Origin of the sequence: Mesorhizobium sp. M1307 (assembly GCF_040318155.1) — a bacterium.
Lineage (GTDB): Bacteria > Pseudomonadota > Alphaproteobacteria > Rhizobiales > Rhizobiaceae > Mesorhizobium.
In genome coordinates this window covers 1-19,949 of record NZ_JAMYLR010000046.1, presented here as the reverse complement: position 1 = coordinate 19,949, position 19,949 = coordinate 1, and the positions used below count along the sequence as shown (strand labels likewise).

At 62.7% G+C, this 19,949-nt stretch carries 22 protein-coding genes; 16 read left to right on the top strand and 6 right to left on the bottom strand.

From position 1 onward, the window contains the following. Positions 1–11: 11 nt before the first annotated feature. From NKH16_RS29750 to NKH16_RS29735, 4 genes are all read right to left on the bottom strand, one after another. Entirely contained in the window at positions 12–1,064 is a 1,053-nt protein-coding gene (locus NKH16_RS29750; RefSeq protein ID WP_352903222.1) for a Gfo/Idh/MocA family protein, read from the bottom strand. Positions 1,065–1,117: 53 nt separating this feature from the next. Continuing rightward, entirely contained in the window at positions 1,118–1,903 is a 786-nt protein-coding gene (locus tag NKH16_RS29745) for a ThuA domain-containing protein (protein WP_352903219.1), read from the bottom strand. Between the two features lie 362 nt (positions 1,904–2,265). Further along, positions 2,266–3,792: a tlde1 domain-containing protein gene (locus NKH16_RS29740; protein ID WP_352903216.1), complete on the bottom strand. Its 1,527-nt coding sequence runs from the start codon at positions 3,790–3,792 to the stop codon at positions 2,266–2,268. Between the two features lie 653 nt (positions 3,793–4,445). Then, the gene (locus NKH16_RS29735; protein ID WP_352903213.1) at positions 4,446–5,258 is read right to left on the bottom strand and encodes a class I SAM-dependent methyltransferase; all 813 of its coding nucleotides are present in this window, start codon (positions 5,256–5,258) and stop codon (positions 4,446–4,448) included. A gap of 191 nt (positions 5,259–5,449) precedes the next feature. Between NKH16_RS29735 and NKH16_RS29730 the strand changes: the two genes are divergently transcribed. Next, positions 5,450–5,872, top strand: a complete 423-nt coding sequence (locus NKH16_RS29730; protein WP_031211929.1) for a cupin domain-containing protein — start codon at positions 5,450–5,452, stop codon at positions 5,870–5,872. 285 nt (positions 5,873–6,157) lie between these two features. Here the strand turns inward: NKH16_RS29730 and NKH16_RS29725 are convergent, their stop codons facing one another. Next, on the bottom strand, positions 6,158–6,754 hold the full coding sequence (locus tag NKH16_RS29725; protein ID WP_352903210.1) for a cation efflux transmembrane domain-containing protein: 597 nt from the start codon (positions 6,752–6,754) through the stop codon (positions 6,158–6,160). A gap of 31 nt (positions 6,755–6,785) precedes the next feature. Then, complete coding sequence (locus NKH16_RS29720) at positions 6,786–8,987, bottom strand: heavy metal translocating P-type ATPase (RefSeq protein ID WP_352903207.1); 2,202 nt, start codon at positions 8,985–8,987, stop codon at positions 6,786–6,788. A gap of 63 nt (positions 8,988–9,050) precedes the next feature. Between NKH16_RS29720 and NKH16_RS29715 the strand changes: the two genes are divergently transcribed. From NKH16_RS29715 to NKH16_RS29645, 15 genes are all read left to right on the top strand, one after another. After that, positions 9,051–9,476, top strand: a complete 426-nt coding sequence (locus tag NKH16_RS29715; RefSeq protein ID WP_352455405.1) for a MerR family transcriptional regulator — start codon at positions 9,051–9,053, stop codon at positions 9,474–9,476. An 86-nt stretch (positions 9,477–9,562) separates the two neighbouring features. Then, positions 9,563–9,970, top strand: a complete 408-nt coding sequence (locus NKH16_RS29710; RefSeq protein WP_352903204.1) for a hypothetical protein — start codon at positions 9,563–9,565, stop codon at positions 9,968–9,970. A 130-nt stretch (positions 9,971–10,100) separates the two neighbouring features. Further along, on the top strand, positions 10,101–11,534 hold the full coding sequence (locus NKH16_RS29705) for a multicopper oxidase family protein (protein WP_352903201.1): 1,434 nt from the start codon (positions 10,101–10,103) through the stop codon (positions 11,532–11,534). A 29-nt stretch (positions 11,535–11,563) separates the two neighbouring features. Further along, positions 11,564–12,004: a DUF411 domain-containing protein gene (locus NKH16_RS29700; protein WP_352452325.1), complete on the top strand. Its 441-nt coding sequence runs from the start codon at positions 11,564–11,566 to the stop codon at positions 12,002–12,004. Between the two features lie 11 nt (positions 12,005–12,015). Beyond that, on the top strand, positions 12,016–12,189 hold the full coding sequence (locus NKH16_RS29695; protein WP_352473265.1) for a hypothetical protein: 174 nt from the start codon (positions 12,016–12,018) through the stop codon (positions 12,187–12,189). Continuing rightward, positions 12,176–12,784, top strand: a complete 609-nt coding sequence (locus NKH16_RS29690) for a DsbE family thiol:disulfide interchange protein (protein ID WP_352903198.1) — start codon at positions 12,176–12,178, stop codon at positions 12,782–12,784. The genes NKH16_RS29695 and NKH16_RS29690 overlap by 14 nt, the downstream gene beginning before the upstream one ends. A gap of 2 nt (positions 12,785–12,786) precedes the next feature. Then, complete coding sequence (locus NKH16_RS29685) at positions 12,787–13,308, top strand: TlpA family protein disulfide reductase (protein WP_352771325.1); 522 nt, start codon at positions 12,787–12,789, stop codon at positions 13,306–13,308. Positions 13,309–13,321: 13 nt separating this feature from the next. Continuing rightward, a complete protein-coding gene (locus NKH16_RS29680) occupies positions 13,322–13,633 on the top strand; it encodes a hypothetical protein (RefSeq protein WP_352703990.1) in 312 nt (103 codons plus the stop codon). Beyond that, positions 13,633–14,391: an SCO family protein gene (locus NKH16_RS29675; protein WP_352903194.1), complete on the top strand. Its 759-nt coding sequence runs from the start codon at positions 13,633–13,635 to the stop codon at positions 14,389–14,391. Before NKH16_RS29680 ends, NKH16_RS29675 begins: the two co-directional genes overlap by 1 nt. 62 nt (positions 14,392–14,453) lie before the next feature. Further along, positions 14,454–15,251, top strand: a complete 798-nt coding sequence (locus NKH16_RS29670; protein ID WP_352903191.1) for a DsbA family protein — start codon at positions 14,454–14,456, stop codon at positions 15,249–15,251. A 26-nt stretch (positions 15,252–15,277) separates the two neighbouring features. Continuing rightward, on the top strand, positions 15,278–16,000 hold the full coding sequence (locus NKH16_RS29665) for a cytochrome c biogenesis CcdA family protein (RefSeq protein ID WP_352473258.1): 723 nt from the start codon (positions 15,278–15,280) through the stop codon (positions 15,998–16,000). 21 nt (positions 16,001–16,021) lie between these two features. Next, complete coding sequence (locus NKH16_RS29660) at positions 16,022–16,588, top strand: hypothetical protein (RefSeq protein WP_352473256.1); 567 nt, start codon at positions 16,022–16,024, stop codon at positions 16,586–16,588. A gap of 126 nt (positions 16,589–16,714) precedes the next feature. Continuing rightward, positions 16,715–16,957: a hypothetical protein gene (locus NKH16_RS29655; protein WP_352744062.1), complete on the top strand. Its 243-nt coding sequence runs from the start codon at positions 16,715–16,717 to the stop codon at positions 16,955–16,957. Between the two features lie 377 nt (positions 16,958–17,334). Next, complete coding sequence (locus NKH16_RS29650; protein ID WP_352903186.1) at positions 17,335–18,807, top strand: NAD-dependent epimerase/dehydratase family protein; 1,473 nt, start codon at positions 17,335–17,337, stop codon at positions 18,805–18,807. After that, positions 18,804–19,868, top strand: a complete 1,065-nt coding sequence (locus NKH16_RS29645; RefSeq protein ID WP_352903184.1) for a vitamin K epoxide reductase family protein — start codon at positions 18,804–18,806, stop codon at positions 19,866–19,868. Before NKH16_RS29650 ends, NKH16_RS29645 begins: the two co-directional genes overlap by 4 nt. The last annotated feature ends 81 nt before the right edge of the window (positions 19,869–19,949 follow it).

Below are 19,949 nucleotides of genomic sequence, written 5' to 3'. Positions count from 1 at the left end.
CCTGAACGATATCACTGCGTATCGGTGCTCAATTCGGCCCGCTTCTCATCCGAGACGACGGCGAGGTCCAGGACCTTCTGCAATTCGGCCGCATGGCGGAACGACGGTTCGGCCTGGACGCCGTTGCGCACCGCATCGACGAAGCGCTGGTAGTTGGTCTGCACCGTTCCGGCGTCCAGAACTTGCCATTTGGCGTTCTCGACATCCTCGCCGATGCAGGCTTTCAGCTCCGAGCCGGTCAGATTGTGCACGACTTCGATGCCGCCCTTGTCGCCGTAGATGCGCAGGCGGAGTTCATTCAGATGGCCGGTTGCCCAGCGGCTGGCATGGACGACGCCGAAGGCGCCATTGCTGAAATCAAGCGCCATGGTGAAACTGTCATTGGCGTCGAGCTCGTACTCGCCGATGCGGTTTTCGGGCGCCTTGTCGAAGGACCGCAGGCGGCAGAACACATGGTCGATGTCGAGTGCGGCGCCATAGCTGGCGAAATCGAGGATGTGGATGCCGACGTCACCCAGCACGCCGTTGGAGCCATGGCCGCGCGACAGCCGCCACAGCCATTTCGAATCGGTGCGCCAGTCGCCCCAGAATTTGGACACCAGCCAGCTCTGCAGATAGGACGCCTCGACATGCCTGACCGTGCCGATGTCGCCGGCCAGCACCATGGCGCGCGCTCTCTGCAGCGGCGCGACATTGCGATAGGTCAGGTTGACCATGTTGATGATGCCGGCTCGCTCGGCGGCAGCGGCCATCTCACTGGCCTTCTCGAAGTTTTCGGCCAGCGGTTTCTCGCACAGCACCGGCTTGCCCGCCGCGATCAGCATCATGGTGGTCGGATGGTGGATGCGATCGGGCGTCACGTTCGCCACCGCGTCGAACTTGCCCCACGCTAGCGCCTCGTCCAGCGACGCGAACCGGTGGGGGATACCGTAGATGTCCGAAAATTTGTCGACACGCGTACGGTCGAGATCGACGGCGCCGATCAGTTCGACGCCCTCGATCTTGCCGAACTGCCTGGCGTGCTCCTCCGCCATCCAACCGGTGCCGAGTATCAAGAGGCGCATGATTCTTATCCTTAGGACAGGGCTTTATCTTCTTGTTCGATCATGGATTTGGTCTAGCGAAAGCCGGCTTCGCCCGCGGAATGAAGTTTTCCGCCGCGCTCGACGATCGGCTCGAGCGCCTTTTCCACCGGCACGTTCGGCGCATCGAGGATGGCCGGATTGGAGCCTTGCGGGTTGTGCGCCCATCTCACCGCATTGCGCAGCACCTTGTGGACGTTGGCGTCGTGATAGGTCGGATAGGTCTCGTGGCCGGGCCTGAAATAGAAGATGTTACCGGCGCCGCGGCGATAGGTCAGCCCCGACCTGAACACTTCGCCGCCCTGGAACCACGAGATGAAGACGGTCTCCAGCGGCTCCGGCACGGCGAACTGCTCGCCATACATCTCCTCGTTCTCGAGCTCGAAATACTCGCCGATCCCGGCAGCAATAGGGTGGTTGGGGCTGGTCACCCAAAGCCGTTCGCGCTCGCCCGCCTCGCGCCATTTCAGCGTGCAGGGCGTGCCCATCAGCTTCTTGAAGATTTTCGAGAAATGGCCGGAATGGAGAACGATCAGCCCCATGCCTTCCCAGACGCGGCGCGCCACGCGCTCGACCACTTCGTCGGCGACGGCGCCATGGTCCTTGTGCCCCCACCACAGCAAGACATCGGTCTCGGCCAGACGGTCGGCCGGCAGCCCATGCTCCGGCTGCTCCAGCGTCGCCCACGACACCGAAATCTCCGGGTCGAGCTTCAGTGCATTGGCGATCGTCGCATGCATGCCCTCGGGATAGATGCCGGCGACCACCTCATTGGTCCGCTCATGAATATTCTCGCCCCAGACGACAGCGCGTATTGTCATGATGTCCTCGTGATTGTTTGAAGCTGGAGCCGCCCCTACGGGTCAGTCATACTGTCTCTGGACGGGATTGAAAACCTTCGAGATTGGCCAAACCTCCCCAGCTTCGTCATCCCAGGGCGGAGCAGGCGCGAAGCGACGTCGCGAAGACCCTGGGATCCATGCCGTGACCTCTCCGCGCTGCAACGGGCGGGACTTTTTGATGCGGGAAGGACAGGAGGTGAAAGGGATCGCTACAGAACGGCTTTCAATCTGCGTCGTTGCATTCTTCGGCTGACGTAACGGCATGGATCCCAGGTCTGCGCTCCGCTTCGCGTTCGCTCCGCCCTGGGATGACGAAGCCATGAAGGACTGCCGCGAACGACCTAAGCCCCTCGCCCCTCTTGGGCGACGCGTGTCAGCGGCTTCGACAACCGCGGCACGACGACAAGGCGCTTGATCTTGCCTTTCTTGTAGGCGGCGAGGAAGCGGGCATAGTCCTTGAAAACGAGGCAACCATTGGACTCGGCACGCCCGCCGCGCAGCATGTAGGTGTGCGCAAGCAGGCCGTCGCGGCCAAACTTGTTCTTGCCGTCGACAGGGGTGAGCCGAATCGCCTCGACGCCGTGAAAACGCGATTCGCGCAGCCTCAGATCGTAAGTGTTTGGCGGCGTCGGGCCCACATTCTTGCGGTTGACGTAGCGCGGCTGGTCGACCATCGAACCGTATCCCGAATGTGCCTCCAGCCGCGAGCCGTCGGGCATATAGACGGTCTTGGCCGAGATGTCGTAGACGGCGACGCCGCTGCCCAGGTTAGGCGTGGTGAACAGGTTCCTGAAGGCTCCGCCGAGACCGCCGGAAGACATGTCGGGCTTGGCATAGGCCAGCATATCGCCGCCCTGCGTCTTCGACCGTTTGCCCGGCTTGCCCGACACGGCCGGCACTGCCGCTTGTGACGAATTGCGAGGCGACAGGCTGCCGGGCGTCTCGACCGGCGGGGCGTCGGCCGTCTGCACCTTGCTCGCCTTGGCGGTCCTGGAGGCCTGCGCCTTGGGCGGCTCCGTTTTCGATGGCTGATCCTTTTGCGCCTGATCTTTTCGCGCCTGGTCTTTTGGCGCCTGATCTCTTGACGCTTGAGCCCGCGGCGCCTCGGCCGGCTTATCGATGTCCGCCCGCGGACGCAGCGTCGGCAGCGGAATGCTGTCGGGCATGTCGTCTTGCGGCGGCAGCGAGGCCAGTTGGACCTCAGGTTCTTGCGGCTCTTGCGAAGCCGCGGGCTCGCTTGCCGCGACGGCTGCCGGGAGCACGTCGATCATCTGCTCCGGCAATGTATTCGCCAGCGCCAGCGCAAGGCGCGACGAGCGTTCGATCTCCGCCACCGCGGGCCCGAAGCGCACCGACGCCGGGCCGTTCGGGTCGGGTATGCGTACCGGCTCGGCGAACCGGGCGTCGGCCGGCAGGCTTGCGAGCATGACGGGTGAGCCGGCACGGGCAAAGGCGGCGGCAAGCTTTTGCGGCGACAGCGCGGCCTTGGCGACCACGTCGTCGAAGCTCGATTGCCGCGACGCATCAGCGACAATCGGCACGGTATTGCGCTTGAGACGCGCCGATTTTCCCTGGTGGACGAAGTTCGACGCCGACCGCAGGCAGTTGGCATCGCACCCGTGCTGCAGCAGCTTGGCCGACAGCGCCGCGTTTGCTGCGGCCCACGTCGGGGCCTGCGCCTTTGCAAGGCTGCGGCGAGGATCGGCAAGCGCGATGGTGCGCGGCGCGAGCAGGGTTTGCGGGAGACCGTTGGAAGCGGCGCTGAGCGAGGTTCCCACTGAATAAAGGCCGGCCAAAGTCCCCACCGACCATAAAGCAATGGCTGCGCCGACGGCCGGAACCGCGACCCAGCGCAGGCCGGGCCTCATCGAAGTCAATCCAGTTGCAGGACTGTCACCCCGGGTTTTCGCACTTACAAACGCCATTCAACCACTCTCAATCGGCCGATGCCGGCTAGCGGATTTCGCAGCCGTGACATTCACAGTTCGCCTGGTGCCCCCAGCACGCTTTGCGTCTGTTGCCGATTGATTCAAAAGATGGACAAAGTTGGTTAACCAATCCCTCTACCGACCGCCGATTGGGCGACGGTCACACCGAAAAACGCCCTCCAAAACCTGCATAGTTGGCAAAACTGCCCTCCAATGATGACTTTGCTGCCCGTTTTTGTCGGCCGAGTCAAGAAAGCGAAATGACTAGACCTTGCTGGGCGGAGTCGGCCATGGCTGCGAAAGTGAAGCCGGGCCGACCAGAATCGCGCGGCCGGCCGCCGCCGCCATCAAGCCCCGGCGATCGTCAACCTGCCACTTGTCGACCTGCCACTTGGGCGAATGAACGGTCATCGTCTGGGAATTCGGAATAGCGGCAAGACGTGTGCTGCATGGCAGCTGAACGTCGCAGGTGCTGGAACGGGATATCCAATACCTCGAGCAATTTCAGGAAAGTTTGAAACGGTTTTCCGTCCGGAATTGCGTCAAAACAAAAAGATAGAGCGGTTCAGCGTTTCCGTGAAACTATGAACCGTTCAGACCACAGCCACCACTATGTGAGCCTGGATTTTGGCAGCAACCTCGCCGCTGCCATGCCTGTCTGCAATGGCGGCTGCGGCATAGTCGGTTGCAGCGCCCAGCTTTCCCGCCTCTCTGGCCTCGATTTCGTTGCGAAGGAGAGTGCCCTGGCAATAAGCAACGGCCGGAACGCGCGGCGAGGAGGCACGGCTTTGTTCGGCCCTCGTCTCGATCACCACACCGGAAAAACCTGCGTCCTCCAGCTCGCTGCGGATCAGTGCCGTATCGTGGTAGCCATGCGGCGTGCGTGCCAGAAAGCGCGGCGGATCGTTCGGAAAAATCCTTGCGAGAGCATTCGTCACATCGTCGGCAAACACGTTCTCCTCGATGCGATCCCATACGCTGAATAGAAAATGTCCTCCGGGCTTCAGGACTCGCCGGGCTTCGCGATAGGCAGATGAGCGGTTGGGAAAGAACATCGCGCCGAACTGACAACAAACGAGATCGAAGGCCGCATTTTCGAACGGTAGCGCCAGAGCATCAGCCTGACGCCATTTGATGCGATCGTCGGGAGCTTGCCGCGAAGCGGCGTAGTCGAGCATCGGCTGGTTGAGGTCGGTTACGACATAGCTTGCATCGGCGGACAGTTTTGGCGCCAATGCGCGGGTGACAACCCCGGTGCCCGCGGCGGTTTCCAGAACGGCGCTTGGCGACAAGGACGCTGCCCGTCGTGCAAGATCTGCGGCGAACGGCTCGAAAATCAACGGCACCATATAGCGGTCGTAGTTTTCCGGAATTGAGCCGGCGAATACCTTGTCCGTTTCCAACATTGCTATCCCCCGCCGTCCGTTTGATGGCTCGCCAGCATAGCATGGAATTGTTTGCTGTTCGGTCGCATTCGACCGGGAGGCGGTTCGCTCCCGGAAGCTCCGAAACGCCGTACTGCAATTATCTGCATATGTGTTAATATATTGTGGTCATGCGCATTGGTGCGTGGCCAAACATAAAATGGGAGGATGCGATGAAAACCATAAATCGCAGGTCTGCAATCGCGCTCGGCGTGACGGCGGCAGCGGTAACGCCTTTGTTCACGCTGGCGGCTGCTGCAAAGGTCAAGAAATACGGCCCGAAGGAAGGCAAGGAGATAGCCCCCGGCGTCAGATTGGTCGAGGTCGGCACCGGCAATTCCGATATCCCCGCTTACAAGAGCATCTCAATTGTCGATATAGTCTTTCAGCCCGGAGCAGCCGCCCCTCAAATGGTGATGGACAACGACATGGTCTGCACCATTGCTGCCGGTGAATTCACGATCAAGAAGGCGGACAAGGAATTCAAGCTCAAGGAAGGTGACGTGTACACCTGCTCCAAGGGCAAGACCGACGAGGCAGCCAACACCAGCAAGGTGGTCGGCATCCACCGCATCGCCGTCTTGATACCTGCCTAGGGAATGCCGCCGAAAATCGGGCCCGCGTCCTCCATCAGGGACGCGGGCCTTTTGATGACGTGCGTGGCCTTGAGCGGTTCATCGTTTCACCGCTTCGACCCGGTCGACTTCGTCCAAGTGTGGTGAGGCTCATGCTGTTCATGGTTTTCCTCCGATTTTTACTTATGAGCGGTTCTCCCTCCGCCCGCTTTGAAAGGGTGCGATTATATTAGAGATCGCGCAGGTTTCCGGCTGACTGCTGCATTGGCGGAGTGGCAATCGGCAGCGCGCTGAGCGTTTTGGAGTTCACGAAATGGCCCGGTGCTCTTCCCGAGCTGCCCCCCAGACCTCGCGCGCCGCGTCTGCATTGAGTGCCGCGATTCCCAGGCCGACGATCAGATCCGGCCACGCCGAGCGCCACAGGAAGGCCGTCACCAATCCGGCCAGTATGATCGCAATATTGGCGACCGCATCGTTGCGGGCCGAGAGGAATGCCGCCCTGGTAAGACTGCCGCTGTGATGGCGGTAGCGCGCCAGCATGTAGGCGCATGACAGATTGACCGCCAGAGCGCCCAATCCCGCCAGCGTCAGTGCCGTTGGCTGCGGCGGCACCGGCATGTTGAACTTTTCCCACGCGGTCCACAGCGTCGCCAGCCCCGGCACCAGCAGGATAAGCGCCAGCGCCATGCCGACCCGCGAGCGGGCACGCAGCGACCATCCCATGGCGAGCAGTATGAGGAGATTGACCGAGGCATCTTCCAGAAAATCGACGCTGTCGGCGAACAGCGACACCGAGCCGATCGCCAGCGCGACGGCGAATTCAATGCCGAAATAACCCAGGTTCAGCAGTGCGACGACAAGCACCACCCGGCGAAGGCCGTCCGACGCAATGGCTTGCTGCATGGTCTGCCCTAACACGATGCCGTTGTCGCTCTTACCAGCTGCTCTTCCACCGCAACAGCCGCATGGCATTGGCCGTCACCAGCACCGTCGCCCCGGTGTCCGCGAGAATGGCGGGCCAGAGGCCGGTGATGCCGGCGATCGTCGTCACCAGGAACACTGCCTTCAGGCCCAACGCAATGGTGACGTTCTGCTTGATGTTGGCCATGGTTGCTTGGGACAGCCTGATCATGGCCGCAACGTCGCCGACGCGTCCATGCAGCACCGCTGCGTCAGCCGTTTCAAGGGCCACATCGGTGCCGCCGCCCATGGCAATGCCGACATCGGCCGCGGCAAGTGCCGGCGCATCGTTGATGCCGTCGCCGACCTTGGCTACCCTAAGCCCCTGCCCCTTCAACTCGCCGAGGATGCGCTGCTTGTCCTCCGGGAGCAGTTCGGCGCGCACCTCGATGCCGAGCTGTTTGCCAATGGCAGCCGCCGTGCGCTTATTATCGCCGGTTAGCATGACTGTCCTGATGCCTGCATTGGTCAGCGCCTTTAGCCCGGCGAAAGCATCCGGCCGGGGTTCGTCGCGCATGGCAATGAAGCCGGCCAGCGCGTTGTCTACAACCAGCACCGCCACTGACTTGCCTTCATCGTTCAATGCCACGATGCGTGCCGCCTGGTCTGCTGACAGCAGGTTTATCTCGCCCGCCGCGACTGGCGAGCCCAGAAACAGGTTCTTGCCGCCGACACGACCGATAACCCCTTTACCGCCGATCGCTTTGGCTTCGGCGGCAGACGGCACGGGAATGTTGCCGGCTTTGGCCCTTTGGAGGATGGCCAAAGCGAGGGGATGGCTCGAGCCGATCTCAAGCGCTGCCGCGAGCGAAAGGATGTCGCGTTCACCGGCACCCACCGCAACGACATCGGTGACCTGTGGCTTGCCGAGCGTCAGCGTGCCGGTCTTGTCGAGCGCCACGGCGGTGATGGTCGCGAGCCCTTCCAGCACCGCCCCACCTTTCATCAGCAGGCCGCGCCGGGCTCCGGCCGAAAGCGACGCCGCGATCGCCGCCGGAACTGAAATGACCAGCGCGCACGGGCAGCCGATGAGCAGCAGCGCCAGCCCCTTGTATATCCATTCGTTCCAATCGCCGCCCAAGAGCAGCGGCGGTGTGGCGGCCACAAGCGCCGCGACGGCGACAACGCCGGGCATGTACCAGCGCGAAAAGCGATCGATGAAGCGCTCGGTCGGCGCCTTGTTTTCCTCCGCCTCCTCGACCAGCTTGATCACGCGTGCAATCGTGTTGTCTGCGGCGGTCGCCGTCACCTTGACGCGCAGCACGCCGTCGCCGTTGATAGTGCCGGCAAAGACCGTGTCGCCGACGTCCTTGCGCACCGGCACGCTTTCACCGGAGACGGGTGATTCATCGATGGCGCTCCCGCCTTCGGTGATCTCGCCGTCAGCCGGAATCCGGTCGCCCGGCCGCACGAGGATGATGGCGCCCACAGCCAGGCTTTCGGCCGGCACCTCGCTGGTCTGGCCGTCTTTCTCGACGAACGCGGTTTTGGGAACGAGGGTCGTGAGCGCTTGAATACTGGACCGTGCGTTGCCGGCCGCAACCCCTTCGAGCAACTCGCCGATCAGGAATAAGAAGACCACCGTCGCCGCTTCCTCGCCGGCACCGATGATGACGGCCCCGGCCGCCGCCACAGTCATCAGCATTTCGATTGTGAACGGAATGCCTGCCGCTGCGGCCATGGCCGCTCGGCGCGCGATCGGAGCCAGGCCGAGCAGCATTGCGGCGATGAAGGCCCACTGGCCGGTCGCGTGCCAGGCGTAATCAATCGCGAAAGCCACGGCCAAGGCGACTCCGCTGGCGATGGCCAGGCGGCCCTTGGCGCTATCCCACCATAGCACCGACGCCGGCGCATCATCGTTATCATGTAACCCCGCTACGGTCTCGTCGTGATTGTGCCTTCCGTCGGCATAGTTGTCGGCGGATTGATCGGATGCCGCCGTCCCAGACTTGGAGGTCAGCGGAGCGACGGCGTAGCCGAGGCCGGTGACCTTCCTCTCGATCGCGCCGAGATTGCTTTCGGGAGTATGAGTGACCGTCAGAGTGCCCGCCGAAACGGATACGTTGATGTCCTGAACACCAGGCATCCGCCGCACGGCCGTATCGATTTTGCTGGCGCAACCGGCGCAATCCATGCCTTCCACGCGGTAGCGGGTCTGTTGTTTGGTCGCAGCCATGGTGAACCTCTTGTATCTTCGACCGCGACGCTACATCCTCTAGCGACTAGAGGAGCAAGCGAAATGTCAACAGGTGTGACCATCGGTGAAGCGGCCCGACACAGCGGCGTGAAGGTTCCAACCATCCGCTACTATGAGCAGATAGAGTTGCTTCCTGCCGCTGCCCGCAGCGAAGCCAATCGCCGGCAGTATGAAGCGGCAGACTTGCGCCGGCTCGCCTTCATCAGGCACGCGCGCGAGTTGGGGTTCGGGATCGAAGCCATCAGGGCGCTGCTGACGCTGCAGGATAATCCCAGCCAGCCTTGTGCCACCGCCGACGCCATTGCCCAGGCGCGTCTGGCCGACGTGGTTCAGCGGATACGCAGCCTTACAGCATTGAAAGCCGAGCTGGAGCATATGGTCGAAGGCTGCCGGCACGGAAAAGTCTGCGAATGCCGTGTCATCGAGGTGCTGGCGGATCACGATAAATGCGAGCATCCTCACCATTGATTTGCAGAGCAGAGCTCGCGTCAGCCCCGATGTCGCGGCATCCGGAGCTTGCAAAAGCCGCACTTTACGGTCAACCTGAGTGGATGATGGCGCGCCTGTCACCAAAACATCTCCTGGTCATGCTTCTCGCGGTCGTCGTGACCGCCGGGTTCAGCCTGTCCGCCGCTCAGGCTGCCGTGATATCGGCCAGGATGGCAGTCGACGGCCGCATGACCATGGCCGCGGATACCGGCACCACCGACGCCGACATGGCCAAGATGGCCGATGCCAGGGACGGTGACTGCAACGCTTGCCTCAAGGGCTCGGCCGGCAATGACAAACCGATGGAATGTGCGCCGACCTGTGTCGCACCGGTTCTGGCGGTGCTGCCGGAGGCTCTCCCCGTGACGGGACTGCCGCAGCCCGAGCTGCCGTCGGCGCTTCCCGCCCCGTTCCTGCACGGGCGAAGTCTGCTGCCCGAGCCATTCCCTCCAAGACCCAGCGCTCTCGTCTGACGCCGTTTCTGCCGTTCCACGGCTGATTAGCGGCGTTTGATCGCCCGGTTGCGCGTACTGCGCAGCGGGCGCGGTAGCAATTCAATCGATGTCGCGACGTTCGCCGTCGATTACCGCAAGGGTCACAAAAGTGAATTCCGTTTCAAATCCGTTCATAACGCGCCGCAAATTCCTGCTTGCGGCAGCAAGCATTGCCGCCGCGCCGATCCGCCCTGCGCTGGCGATGGCCACCGGCGAATACCGGATCAGGGTGGCGCCGGGCCAGGCCCGGTTCGCCGGCCCCGATGGTCCGCGCACTCCGGTATGGGCCTATGATGGCACGGTCCCCGGCCCGACACTGCGCTTACGCCAGGGGCAGCCCGCTCGGATCATCGTCGAGAACGGACTGGACGAAGACACCACGGTTCACTGGCATGGCATCCGGCTGCCGAACGCCATGGATGGCGTGCCCGGCCTGACGCAGAAGCCGATCAGGCCAGGTGAAAATTTCATCTATGAGTTCACACCGCCGGACGCCGGCACCTTCTGGTACCATCCGCATGCCGACAGCCTGGTGCAGATCGGCCGCGGCCTTGCCGGCCCCCTCATCGTCGAGGAGGCCGAGCCGGTCGCCGTCGACCGCGACTTTGTCTGGCTGCTGCAGGACTGGCGGCTTGTTGCCGACGGGCAGATCGCCGGCGGCTTCGGCAGTGCCATGGATGCCTCGATGTCGGGCCGCGTCGGCAATGTCGTCACCGTCAACGGCACGGGGCCAGGCGATCGGAGCGTGAAGGCCGGCGAGCGCGTCAGGCTGCGGCTCGCCAATGCCTCGCTTGCCCGCATGATGGCGCTGCGCTTCGAAGGCCACCGTCCGGTCGTCGTCGCCATCGACGGCCAGCCCTGCAATCCGCATGAACCGGAGGGCGGTCGCCTGGTGCTGGCGCCCGCCATGCGCATCGACATCGTGCTCGACATGCAGGGCCACCCCGGCAGCCGCCACGCGGTGATCGACGATTTCTACGACGGCCTCGCCTATACGCTGACCACGCTGGCCTATGACGCAGCGCCGCCGCTGAGAACCCATCCGCTCGACGCGCCAGCCGGCCTGCCGCGCAACCCTCTGCCCCAGCCCGACCTCGCTGGCGCCGAGCGCCAGGAAATCGTGCTGCAGGGCGGCATGATGGGCGGCGGCAAGCTCAAGGGCGTCGGCGGCATGATGGGCATGGGGATGATGGGCATGAACGGCGGTGCGGCCTGGGCGATCAACGGCATGTCGATGACCGGCGACGGCCATGCCGGCATGGCGCCGCAGTTCACGCTGAAACGCGGTGTGACCTGCCATCTCACCATGCGCAACGAAACCGCCTGGTGGCACCCGATGCATGTCCACGGCTTCAGCCTGTCGGTCATCTCGCGCAACGGTTCGCCGGTGCCGCACCGCCAATGGCAGGACACGGTGCTGCTCGCCCCCAAGGATGTGATCGAATGCGCCTTCGTCGCCGACAATCCCGGCGACTGGATGCTGCACTGCCATGTCGCCGACCACCAGATGGCGGGTCTTATGACCGTCTTCCGCGTGACCTGAAACGTTTTATCCAACCAAGGAGAACTGCAATGAAACTGACCTACCGCCTTGCCGCACTGTCCCTGCTGATCGCAACGCCGCTGCCCGCCTTCGCCGCAACGATCAACGCCGTCATGTACAAGAACCCGCAATGCAGCTGCTGCGAGTCCTACGCCAACTATCTCGAGCACAACGGCTTCAAGGTCGACATCAAGCCGGTCAACAATCTCTCCCAGATCAGCAGCGATGCCGGCGTGCCGGCCGACCTCGAAGGCTGCCACACGCTGATGGTCGACGGCTATATCGTCGATGGCTTGGTGCCGGTCGAGATCGTCAAGAAGCTTTTGACCGAGCGCCCTGCCATCACCGGCATAACGCTCGCCGGCATGCCGGCCGGCGCCCCAGGCATGGGTGGCGAGAAGCAAGGCCCCTTCGTTGTCTACGCCTTCACCAAGGACGGCAAGGCGCCCACCGTCTACGCGACGGAGTGAAAGGCACCGCGATGTTGACCGATATTTCCGATTGTCCGGCCAGAACCTGGCTTGCGATGACCTTCCTGTCCGTTGCCGGTTTCCTCGTGCTGCTGGTTCTGGTGCTCGCCGTCGCAGCACTCGCAAGATACGTGCTGACGGGTCGTCGGACCACAATCGGCCGGGTGCATCATGACCAGCGGTGACGTTCAATCCGATGCGGGACCGGCAACCATTCGGCGCGCCTTGTTTCGACGATTACTGGTCGTCCTGCCCGTGATGATTTTCGTCGGGCTGGCCGTGTTGCTCGCCTGGGGGCTCACGCGCAATGCGTCCGACATTCCATCGGTGCTGATCGGCAAGCCGGTGCCCCAATTCAGCCTGCCGCCGGTCCAGGGTCGCACGTTTGGTTTGTCGAGCGGTGACCTGCGGGGCGACGTTTCGCTGGTCAACGTCTTCGCATCCTGGTGCTTGGCCTGCCGCGAGGAACATCCTGTGTTCATACAACTGGCGGCGAGCAAGACGGTGCCGCTGCATGGGCTCAACTACAAGGACAGGCCCGATGACGCCGCACAATGGCTCGACACGATGGGCGATCCTTATACGCGTACCGGCGCGGATCTGAACGGCCGCGTCTCCATCGATTGGGGCGTCTACGGCATACCGGAAACCTTTGTCGTGAGTGCCGACGGCCGCATTGTCTACAAGCACATTGGCGCGGTGACGGAAGAGGCCCTTGAGAAAACGATCATGCCGCTCGTCGAGCGCCTGAGGGCCGAGGCGAAGGAGCGGCAACCGTGAAGATGCTCGCTCTCGCGCTCTTCGGCGCCTTGCTCGCGGTGGCGCAGCCCGCATCGGCCGTCGAGCCGCCGCAGGACTTCGCCGTTCATGAGGCTCCCGTCCCCGTGCCGGAAATCAGCTTTCAGGACGCCGACGGTCAACCGAAAACGCTTGCGGATTTCCACGGCAAAGTCCTGCTGCTCAACATCTGGGCGACATGGTGCGCTCCCTGCCGCAAGGAAATGCCGACGCTCGACCGGTTGCAAGCCAAGCTCGGCGGACCGGACTTCGAGGTCATCGCGCTGTCGATGGATCGCGGCGGTCCGGACATCGTGAAAAAGTTCTTCGCCGAGATCGGCGTCGAGCATCTCGCCCTCAACATCGACACAACGGGCAAGGCGATGTTCACGCTCGGCGCCCTCGGCCTTCCCATGACATTGCTGATCGACCGCGAGGGCAAGGAAATCGGCCGGCTGATCGGCCCAGCCGAATGGGATTCACCCGAAATGATGGCGTTCATCCGCAGCCATTTCGGGGCCAACTGAGAAAGGAAAAGACATGACCACAACAGAATCGCCCCAAACCTCGCAGGCTTCGCTTGGCCGCAGCATTCTTCACGCCATCCGCCACTATCTCGGTGACCGGCGCGGACTAATCGCTGCCGGCACGGTCATTGCCGTCGCCGGCCTCGCCTTCAACTGGACATGGCTGGTCGCCGCGGGCATTGCGCCACTGCTGCTCAGCGTCCTGCCTTGCGTCGCCATGTGCGCGCTCGGCCTGTGCATGAACCGGATGACAGGCCGCACCTGCCAAACGGAAAACGCTGCCCCAAAAGCGGATGGGGAAGGCACCACGAAAGGCAGCGGTTGATGCCTATCCAGACCCAAAACGAGCGGCAAGCGCTCTCGCCGACTTTGGGCACGCGCTTGCTGTGCGGCCTGATCGCACTGGCGGCGCTGATCCTCGGCCTTTTTCACGGCGCGCAGGCGCATTCGCTCGATGAAGTCGACGCCATGCTCAAGGGCGACGAGAAGTATTTCCAGCCGATTGATAAGCCGATACCCGATTTCACCCTGCGCACCGCTGAGGGGGGTATCGTGCGGCCGACCGAGTTGCATGGCAAGGTCGTCGTCCTCCACTTCGTCTACACGTCGTGCACGGACGTATGCCCGCTCCACGCCGAGAAGATCGCCGAGATCCAGGCGATGGTGAACGCCACGCCGATGAAGGACCAGGTCACCTTCGTGACTATCACCACTGACCCGACGCGGGACACGCCGGACGTGCTGCGCAGCTACGGGCCGGCGCACGGGCTCGATCCGGTCAATTGGTTGTTCCTGACCACGACACCCGATCAGCCGGAGGACGCGACCCGCAAGCTGGCGGAAGCCTTCGGCCACAGATTCAGCAAGACAGATGACGGCATTCAGGCGCACGGCATCGTCACTCATGTCATCGACAAGGAAGGCCGGTGGCGCGCCAATTTTCACGGCCTGGATTTCGCGCCGGTCAATCTCGTCACCTTCGTCAACGCGCTCACCAACGGCGTCGAGCGTCCGCACCATGAACAGGAAACGGGTGGGGAGCCGGACGAAGGCTGGCTGGCAAAATTGAAGAACTTCTTTTGACGCGCAATTTCGCCGGCGGCATGCCGACCGGGCGCCTCGACGGAGAACAAGGAGAGATGCATATGACGATCAGCGTAAAACAGGCAAACCGATATGGGAGCTGGCTTGTCCGCGCCCTGCTGCTTACCGCCGTGACCGGATGGTTCCTGCTAAATCCGGGCCTTCAGGGCGCCGGGCGATCGGCGATGGCGGCTGGCGGAATGTCCCAGGACCAAATCGACCAGCGCATCCACGACTATATCCTCGCCCATCCCGAAGTCCTGGTGCAGGCGCTGCAAAGCCTGGATCAGCGCCAGCGCGAGGCCGAGGCGGCCCAGGTAAAGGCGGTTCTGGCGTCGCGCGCGGACGACATTTTCCGCGACAAGCAAAGCCCCGTCGGCGGCAATGCGCAAGGCAACGTCACCATGGCCGAATTCTTCGACTATAATTGCCCTTATTGCCGCCAAGTGGCGCCGATCATGGCGCAAGCCGCGGCCAACGACCCGCAGTTGCGCATCGTCTACAAGGAATTCCCCATCCTCGGCCCTGATTCCGTATTTGCGGCCAAGGCAGCGCTCGCGGCTCAGATGCAGGGCAAATATGCGGAGTTCCACAAGGCCCTGTATGACGCCAAGAGCCGGGTGAACGAGACGATCGTTCTCAGGATCGCGGCCGAGGTCGGCCTCGACGTCCCTCGCTTGAAGACCGATATGCAGCATCCGGACATCCAAGCGGCGATTGACCAAAATGCGAAACTGGCTCAGGCGCTGAAAATCGCCGGAACGCCGACTTTCGTCGTCGGCGACCAGATTTTTCAAGGCGCGACCGATCTTGCTTCGATGAAGAAATTGATCGGGCAGGCAAGGGCCCTGAAGAAGTAACGCCGGCAAGCGGGAACAATTGACCGATGCCCGAACTCTCCAACATCGGCGTGCTGACCGCCTTCGTGGCCGGCATCGTCTCGTTTCTCTCTCCTTGCGTGCTGCCGCTGGTGCCGGGCTATGTGTCCTATGTCGCCGGCAGGACGCCGATGGACGGGTCGGCGCGCCTGTCGGCGGCCGCTTTGAGCCTCTGTTTCGTGCTCGGGTTCTCGACCGTCTTCATCGTGCTAGGCGCCAGCGCCACGGCGCTCGGCCGATTGCTGCTCCGCCACCGCATCGAGCTCAACCTTGCCGGCGGTGCGATCGTCATCCTGTTCGGCCTGTTCCTCACCGGTCTGCTTCGCCCATCCTGGATGATGCGCGAAGCGAGATTTCATGCCGATATGCCCGGTGGTAAGGCGACGTCGGCCTATGTTCTCGGCCTCGCCTTCGCCTTCGGCTGGACCCCGTGCATAGGCCCGATCCTCGGCGCCATCCTGACCGTCGGCGCCGCGTCGGCCACCGTCGCCGAAGGCGTGACGCTGCTCGCCGTCTATTCGCTCGGCCTCGGCCTTCCCTTCCTGCTTGCCGCTCTGTTCACCGACAGTCTGGCGCGGCGGCTGAAGGCGATGCGCCGGACCGGCTCGATGTTGCAGTTCGCCGCCGGGGGTATCATGGTCGTCATGGGGCTCGCCATGGTCACCGGACGGATGTCGACATTCTCGTTCTGGCTGCTCGAACAGTTTCCAATATTCACGCGCATCGGCTGAAGACCGGGAAAGGAATTAGTCATGGTCCGGACAATGTCCCCAAACAGACGAATGGTTGTTTTCGGCGGTGTTTTCGGCGCCGCGATGGTTGCCGGCTTTGTCAACGAACCGGATTTGGCAATCGCTGCGGAAGACCCCGGTATGGCGGGTCGCTTCAAAGACCTCAGCGAAAATGGCAACAGCACGTGTTCGGCCAAATTCACGGAGTCGATCGCAACCATGCCAAGCACGTCGCGGATCAAGGGCTCGTGTTGCAGCCCGATGGAAATGAAGCGCTACATCGAGCAGTTGAATGGGCTGACCAAGTATCGCGATATCGCCATGATCCCCGTCGATCCATACGACATTCCGGCTGGCATCGCCCAAAAATTGATTCCTTACTACGATGTGAAACTCTCCGGCGAAGAGCAGCAGGCCTACGACTACGCGATGGCCAATTCCAACGAGAAAGGCCCATGCTGCTGTCAATGCTGGCGCTGGAAAGTGTATGGCGGGCTGGCGAAGTTCCTGATCCGCGAGCACGGTTTCACCGGCAAGCAGGTCGTCGACGTCTGGGATCTCTCCGACGGCTGCGGCGGTGGAGAGTAGAGCCGGGCGACGCCTCGGATGCGGTTCAACAAGCGCTCTCAACCTGTTCTAGCTTCTTGAAAGGTGCGCTTGACCTTCCGGTGGCTGGAACGGTTAGGCTCATTGCCAACTTCCGGAGATCGTCCAATGGCGGACCGAACCATGAATTTCGAAAGGCAGCTATTGGCCCTGTTCAGAGAGGCATATCGGCAAGGCAGATCAGATGTCGCGGAGCATTTGCTGCGAGCGCTGGAGGCACTGATCACAGCCCTGCCGTTCCCGAGTTACCGCACGGCCAGCATGTTTTGGCCGAAGCCTACTATGAACTCGTTCGTCGATAGCATTGAACATGCCCTGATTGACCGGCAAGCCACCGCCTTCGTGGGCTGATCGAGTTGATCGAGTTCGCCTTGACGGGCATACATGGCGAACTAGTTCCCCTCGCAATCGCCGGTGGCAGCGGCGGCGGGAGGGATGATTGTAATGATGATGGACGGTTCAATGTGGATGATGGGCGGCATGGCGCTCATTTGGGTCCTGGTGCTTGTCACCCTCGTGCTCGCGATCGCGGCGCTGGTCAAATATTTGCGAACCTGACAGCATAGGCAGTCGGGGTCAAAAGAGCAAAAAGGGCGGAAAGTTGTAGTCGTCATCGGAAGCAGCAGCGTCATCGGGTCGGCGTCGGAACTGGTCCGGCCCCCTCGGCTCTTAACGTCTGTCGCCTTCGGCCCTCTCAGGAGTGGCAAATCGCCGGCTATGAGGTCTGGATGGCGAAGCGCAAAGACACGGTTATTGTTACCGGCAGCACCGGCTTCATCGGCTCGGCTCTGGTCAACAGCTTCGCCGACCGGTTTGCTCTCGTCGGCCTCGACCGGGCGGCGACGCGTCAGCCGCCGCCGGCCGCGGAGTGCGTCTGCATCGACCTGACATCGGAGGACGCCGTGGCAGCCGGCTTGGCGCGCGTGCGGACGGCCTATGGCGCCCGCCTCGCCTCGGTGATCCATCTTGCGGCCTATTTCGATCTCACAGGCGAACGGAACCCGCTCTACGAAAAGATTACGGTTGGCGGCACCGAGAAGCTCCTGCGCGCCCTGAAACAATTTGAGGTCGAGCAGTTTGTCTTCATGAGTTCGATGCTGGCGCACAAGGGTGGCCGACCAGGCGACATCATCGATGAGGATTGGCCGCTTGAATCGAACCTACCCTACCGCACCTCGAAGATCGAGACCGAGCGCCTGATCCATGAGCAGCACGGGGCGATCCCTGTCGTCTATGCCAGGCCGGCCGGCGTCTATGATGATCTCGGCCGTAACGCATTCCTCGCCAATCAGATTGCGCGTATCTACGAAGAGGATCCGACCGGGCATGTATATCCGGGTGACCTGCGCACCGGGCAGTCGTTCCTGCATCTGGAAGACCTCACCGATGCGGTGGCGCGCCTTATAGATCGGCGGAAGAAACTTCCCACGGAGCTGGCGCTGCTTCTCGGCGAGCCTGAGGTCATGGGCTACGGCGAACTTCAAGCCGAGATTGGTCGGTTGATCCGTGGCGAGAACTGGGAGACACGGGAGGTGCCGAAGGCGCTCGCCAAGGCGGGTGCCTGGGTCCAACAGGACGTGCTGGGCGAAGAATCATTTGTTCGTCCCTGGATGGTCGATATCGCCGACGACCACTACGCGATCGATATCAGCCGTGCCCGCAATGTCCTCGGCTGGCAGCCCCGGCATTCCCTGCGCGAGACGTTGCCGCGGATCGTCGACGCGCTCAAGGCAGATCCCGCCGGCTGGTATCGGGCCAACAAGCTCAACGCCGCCAAGGTGGCCGGCAGCGGAACAAAAGCGCGAGAGAACGACAAGGCGTTCGAGGCCAAACACGACAAGATGAAACCCGGACACATGGCCGAGATGGCGGGGATGGGCAAGCAGATGCTCTGGGCTCATTTCCTGGTCATCACGCTTGGCGTGTGGCTCCTCACCAGCCCGCTTCAGTTCGCGCTGTTCGATCCGGCGGCGGCCGGCACTGTGCGTGACGTCACGCAAGAGCGTGGACTGTGGGAACCGGTGCTGCGCAACGCGCTCACCGGCTGGAGCGACATTGTCTCGGGCTTGCTGCTGATGCTGTTTGGCGGGCTCGCACTGTCGCCGCGTTTTCCTGGGCGCAATGGGGCACGACGATCGCCGGCCTGTGGCTGCTGTTCGCGCCGCTGTTCTTCTGGACGCCGAGCGCCGCCGCCACCATGAACGACGCGATCGTCGGCGCGCTGGCCATCGCTTTCTCGGTGCTCGTCCCGATGATGCCGGGCATGAGCCACGAAGGGATGATGGACGAGAGCACCGTTCCGCCTGGCTGGACCTACTCGCCGTCATCCTGGCTGCAGCGCCTGCCGATCATCGCGCTCGGTTTCTTCGGTTTCCTCATCGCCCGCTATCTCACTGCCTACCAGCTCGGCCATGTGGGTGCTGTCTGGGAGCCGTTCTTCCCCGGCGGAGACGGCAGGAACGGCACGGAATTCATCATCACATCCGACGTTTCTCGAGCCTGGCCAGTCGCTGATGCCGGGCTTGGCGCCGTGGCCTATATGATCGAAACCCTGATGGGCGCGATGGGCACGGCGACCCGCTGGCGCACCATGCCCTGGATGGTGGCCTTCTTCTTCATCCTGGTGGTGCCGCTCGGCGGCGTCTCGATCTTCTTCATCATCATCCAGCCGATCATGATCGGCACCTATTGCACACTGTGCCTCATCGCGGCGGCGGCCATGCTGGTCATGATCCCGCTGACGCTGGACGAGGTGGTCGCCATGGGCCAGTACACGCTGCGCAGCGTGCGGGCAGACCGTCCGTTCTGGCGCACCTTTTTCCAAGGCGGGCCGGAGCCGAACGGCGAGGCGGACAAGAACGATCCCGGCTTTTCCGCCGCGCTTGCCGCACAGTCCGCCGCAGCCATTCGCGGTGTCACGTTTCCATGGACGCTGGTCGCATGCTGTATCGTCGGCGGTTGGCTGATGGTCTCGCGGCTGGTCTTCGGCACAGCCGGCGCCATTGCAAACAGCGATCACCTCTCGGGCGCCATGATCATCACGATCGCGGTCTGCGCCATGGCCGAGGTGGCACGGCCGTTGCGTTTCCTCAACCTGCCGTTCGGGTTATGGCTGATCGCAGCGCCCTGGCTGCTCGACGGCGCGACCAGAGGTTCGACATTGAACAATGCCGTTGCAGGGCTAGTTGTGATCGGCCTCAGCCTGCCTCGGGGGCGCCGAAGCAAGGAGCACTACGGCTCATGGGACCGCTATGTCGCCTAGAGCGTCGGACGTTCAGTTTGAATCGCGAGGGATTCCAGTGAAGCGTGGTTCATGATTCACTTCCTGTAGGAGGTGATTTGC

Coding starts and splice junctions, on each gene's coding strand:
- NKH16_RS29750 (WP_352903222.1), bottom strand. CDS start 1,064: ATGCGCCTCTTGATACTCGGCACCGGTTGGATGGCGGAGGAGCACGCC.
- NKH16_RS29680 (WP_352703990.1), top strand. CDS start 13,322: ATGACCACAACAGAATCGCCCCAAACCTCGCAGGCTTCGCTTGGCCGC.
- NKH16_RS29740 (WP_352903216.1), bottom strand. CDS start 3,792: ATGAGGCCCGGCCTGCGCTGGGTCGCGGTTCCGGCCGTCGGCGCAGCC.
- NKH16_RS29710 (WP_352903204.1), top strand. CDS start 9,563: ATGGCGCGCCTGTCACCAAAACATCTCCTGGTCATGCTTCTCGCGGTC.
- NKH16_RS29655 (WP_352744062.1), top strand. CDS start 16,715: ATGGCGGACCGAACCATGAATTTCGAAAGGCAGCTATTGGCCCTGTTC.
- NKH16_RS29715 (WP_352455405.1), top strand. CDS start 9,051: ATGTCAACAGGTGTGACCATCGGTGAAGCGGCCCGACACAGCGGCGTG.
- NKH16_RS29665 (WP_352473258.1), top strand. CDS start 15,278: ATGCCCGAACTCTCCAACATCGGCGTGCTGACCGCCTTCGTGGCCGGC.
- NKH16_RS29745 (WP_352903219.1), bottom strand. CDS start 1,903: ATGACAATACGCGCTGTCGTCTGGGGCGAGAATATTCATGAGCGGACC.
- NKH16_RS29650 (WP_352903186.1), top strand. CDS start 17,335: ATGGCGAAGCGCAAAGACACGGTTATTGTTACCGGCAGCACCGGCTTC.
- NKH16_RS29645 (WP_352903184.1), top strand. CDS start 18,804: ATGAACGACGCGATCGTCGGCGCGCTGGCCATCGCTTTCTCGGTGCTC.
- NKH16_RS29685 (WP_352771325.1), top strand. CDS start 12,787: ATGCTCGCTCTCGCGCTCTTCGGCGCCTTGCTCGCGGTGGCGCAGCCC.
- NKH16_RS29670 (WP_352903191.1), top strand. CDS start 14,454: ATGACGATCAGCGTAAAACAGGCAAACCGATATGGGAGCTGGCTTGTC.
- NKH16_RS29720 (WP_352903207.1), bottom strand. CDS start 8,987: ATGGCTGCGACCAAACAACAGACCCGCTACCGCGTGGAAGGCATGGAT.
- NKH16_RS29690 (WP_352903198.1), top strand. CDS start 12,176: ATGACCAGCGGTGACGTTCAATCCGATGCGGGACCGGCAACCATTCGG.
- NKH16_RS29675 (WP_352903194.1), top strand. CDS start 13,633: ATGCCTATCCAGACCCAAAACGAGCGGCAAGCGCTCTCGCCGACTTTG.
- NKH16_RS29730 (WP_031211929.1), top strand. CDS start 5,450: ATGAAAACCATAAATCGCAGGTCTGCAATCGCGCTCGGCGTGACGGCG.
- NKH16_RS29695 (WP_352473265.1), top strand. CDS start 12,016: ATGTTGACCGATATTTCCGATTGTCCGGCCAGAACCTGGCTTGCGATG.
- NKH16_RS29735 (WP_352903213.1), bottom strand. CDS start 5,258: ATGTTGGAAACGGACAAGGTATTCGCCGGCTCAATTCCGGAAAACTAC.
- NKH16_RS29700 (WP_352452325.1), top strand. CDS start 11,564: ATGAAACTGACCTACCGCCTTGCCGCACTGTCCCTGCTGATCGCAACG.
- NKH16_RS29660 (WP_352473256.1), top strand. CDS start 16,022: ATGGTCCGGACAATGTCCCCAAACAGACGAATGGTTGTTTTCGGCGGT.
- NKH16_RS29725 (WP_352903210.1), bottom strand. CDS start 6,754: ATGCAGCAAGCCATTGCGTCGGACGGCCTTCGCCGGGTGGTGCTTGTC.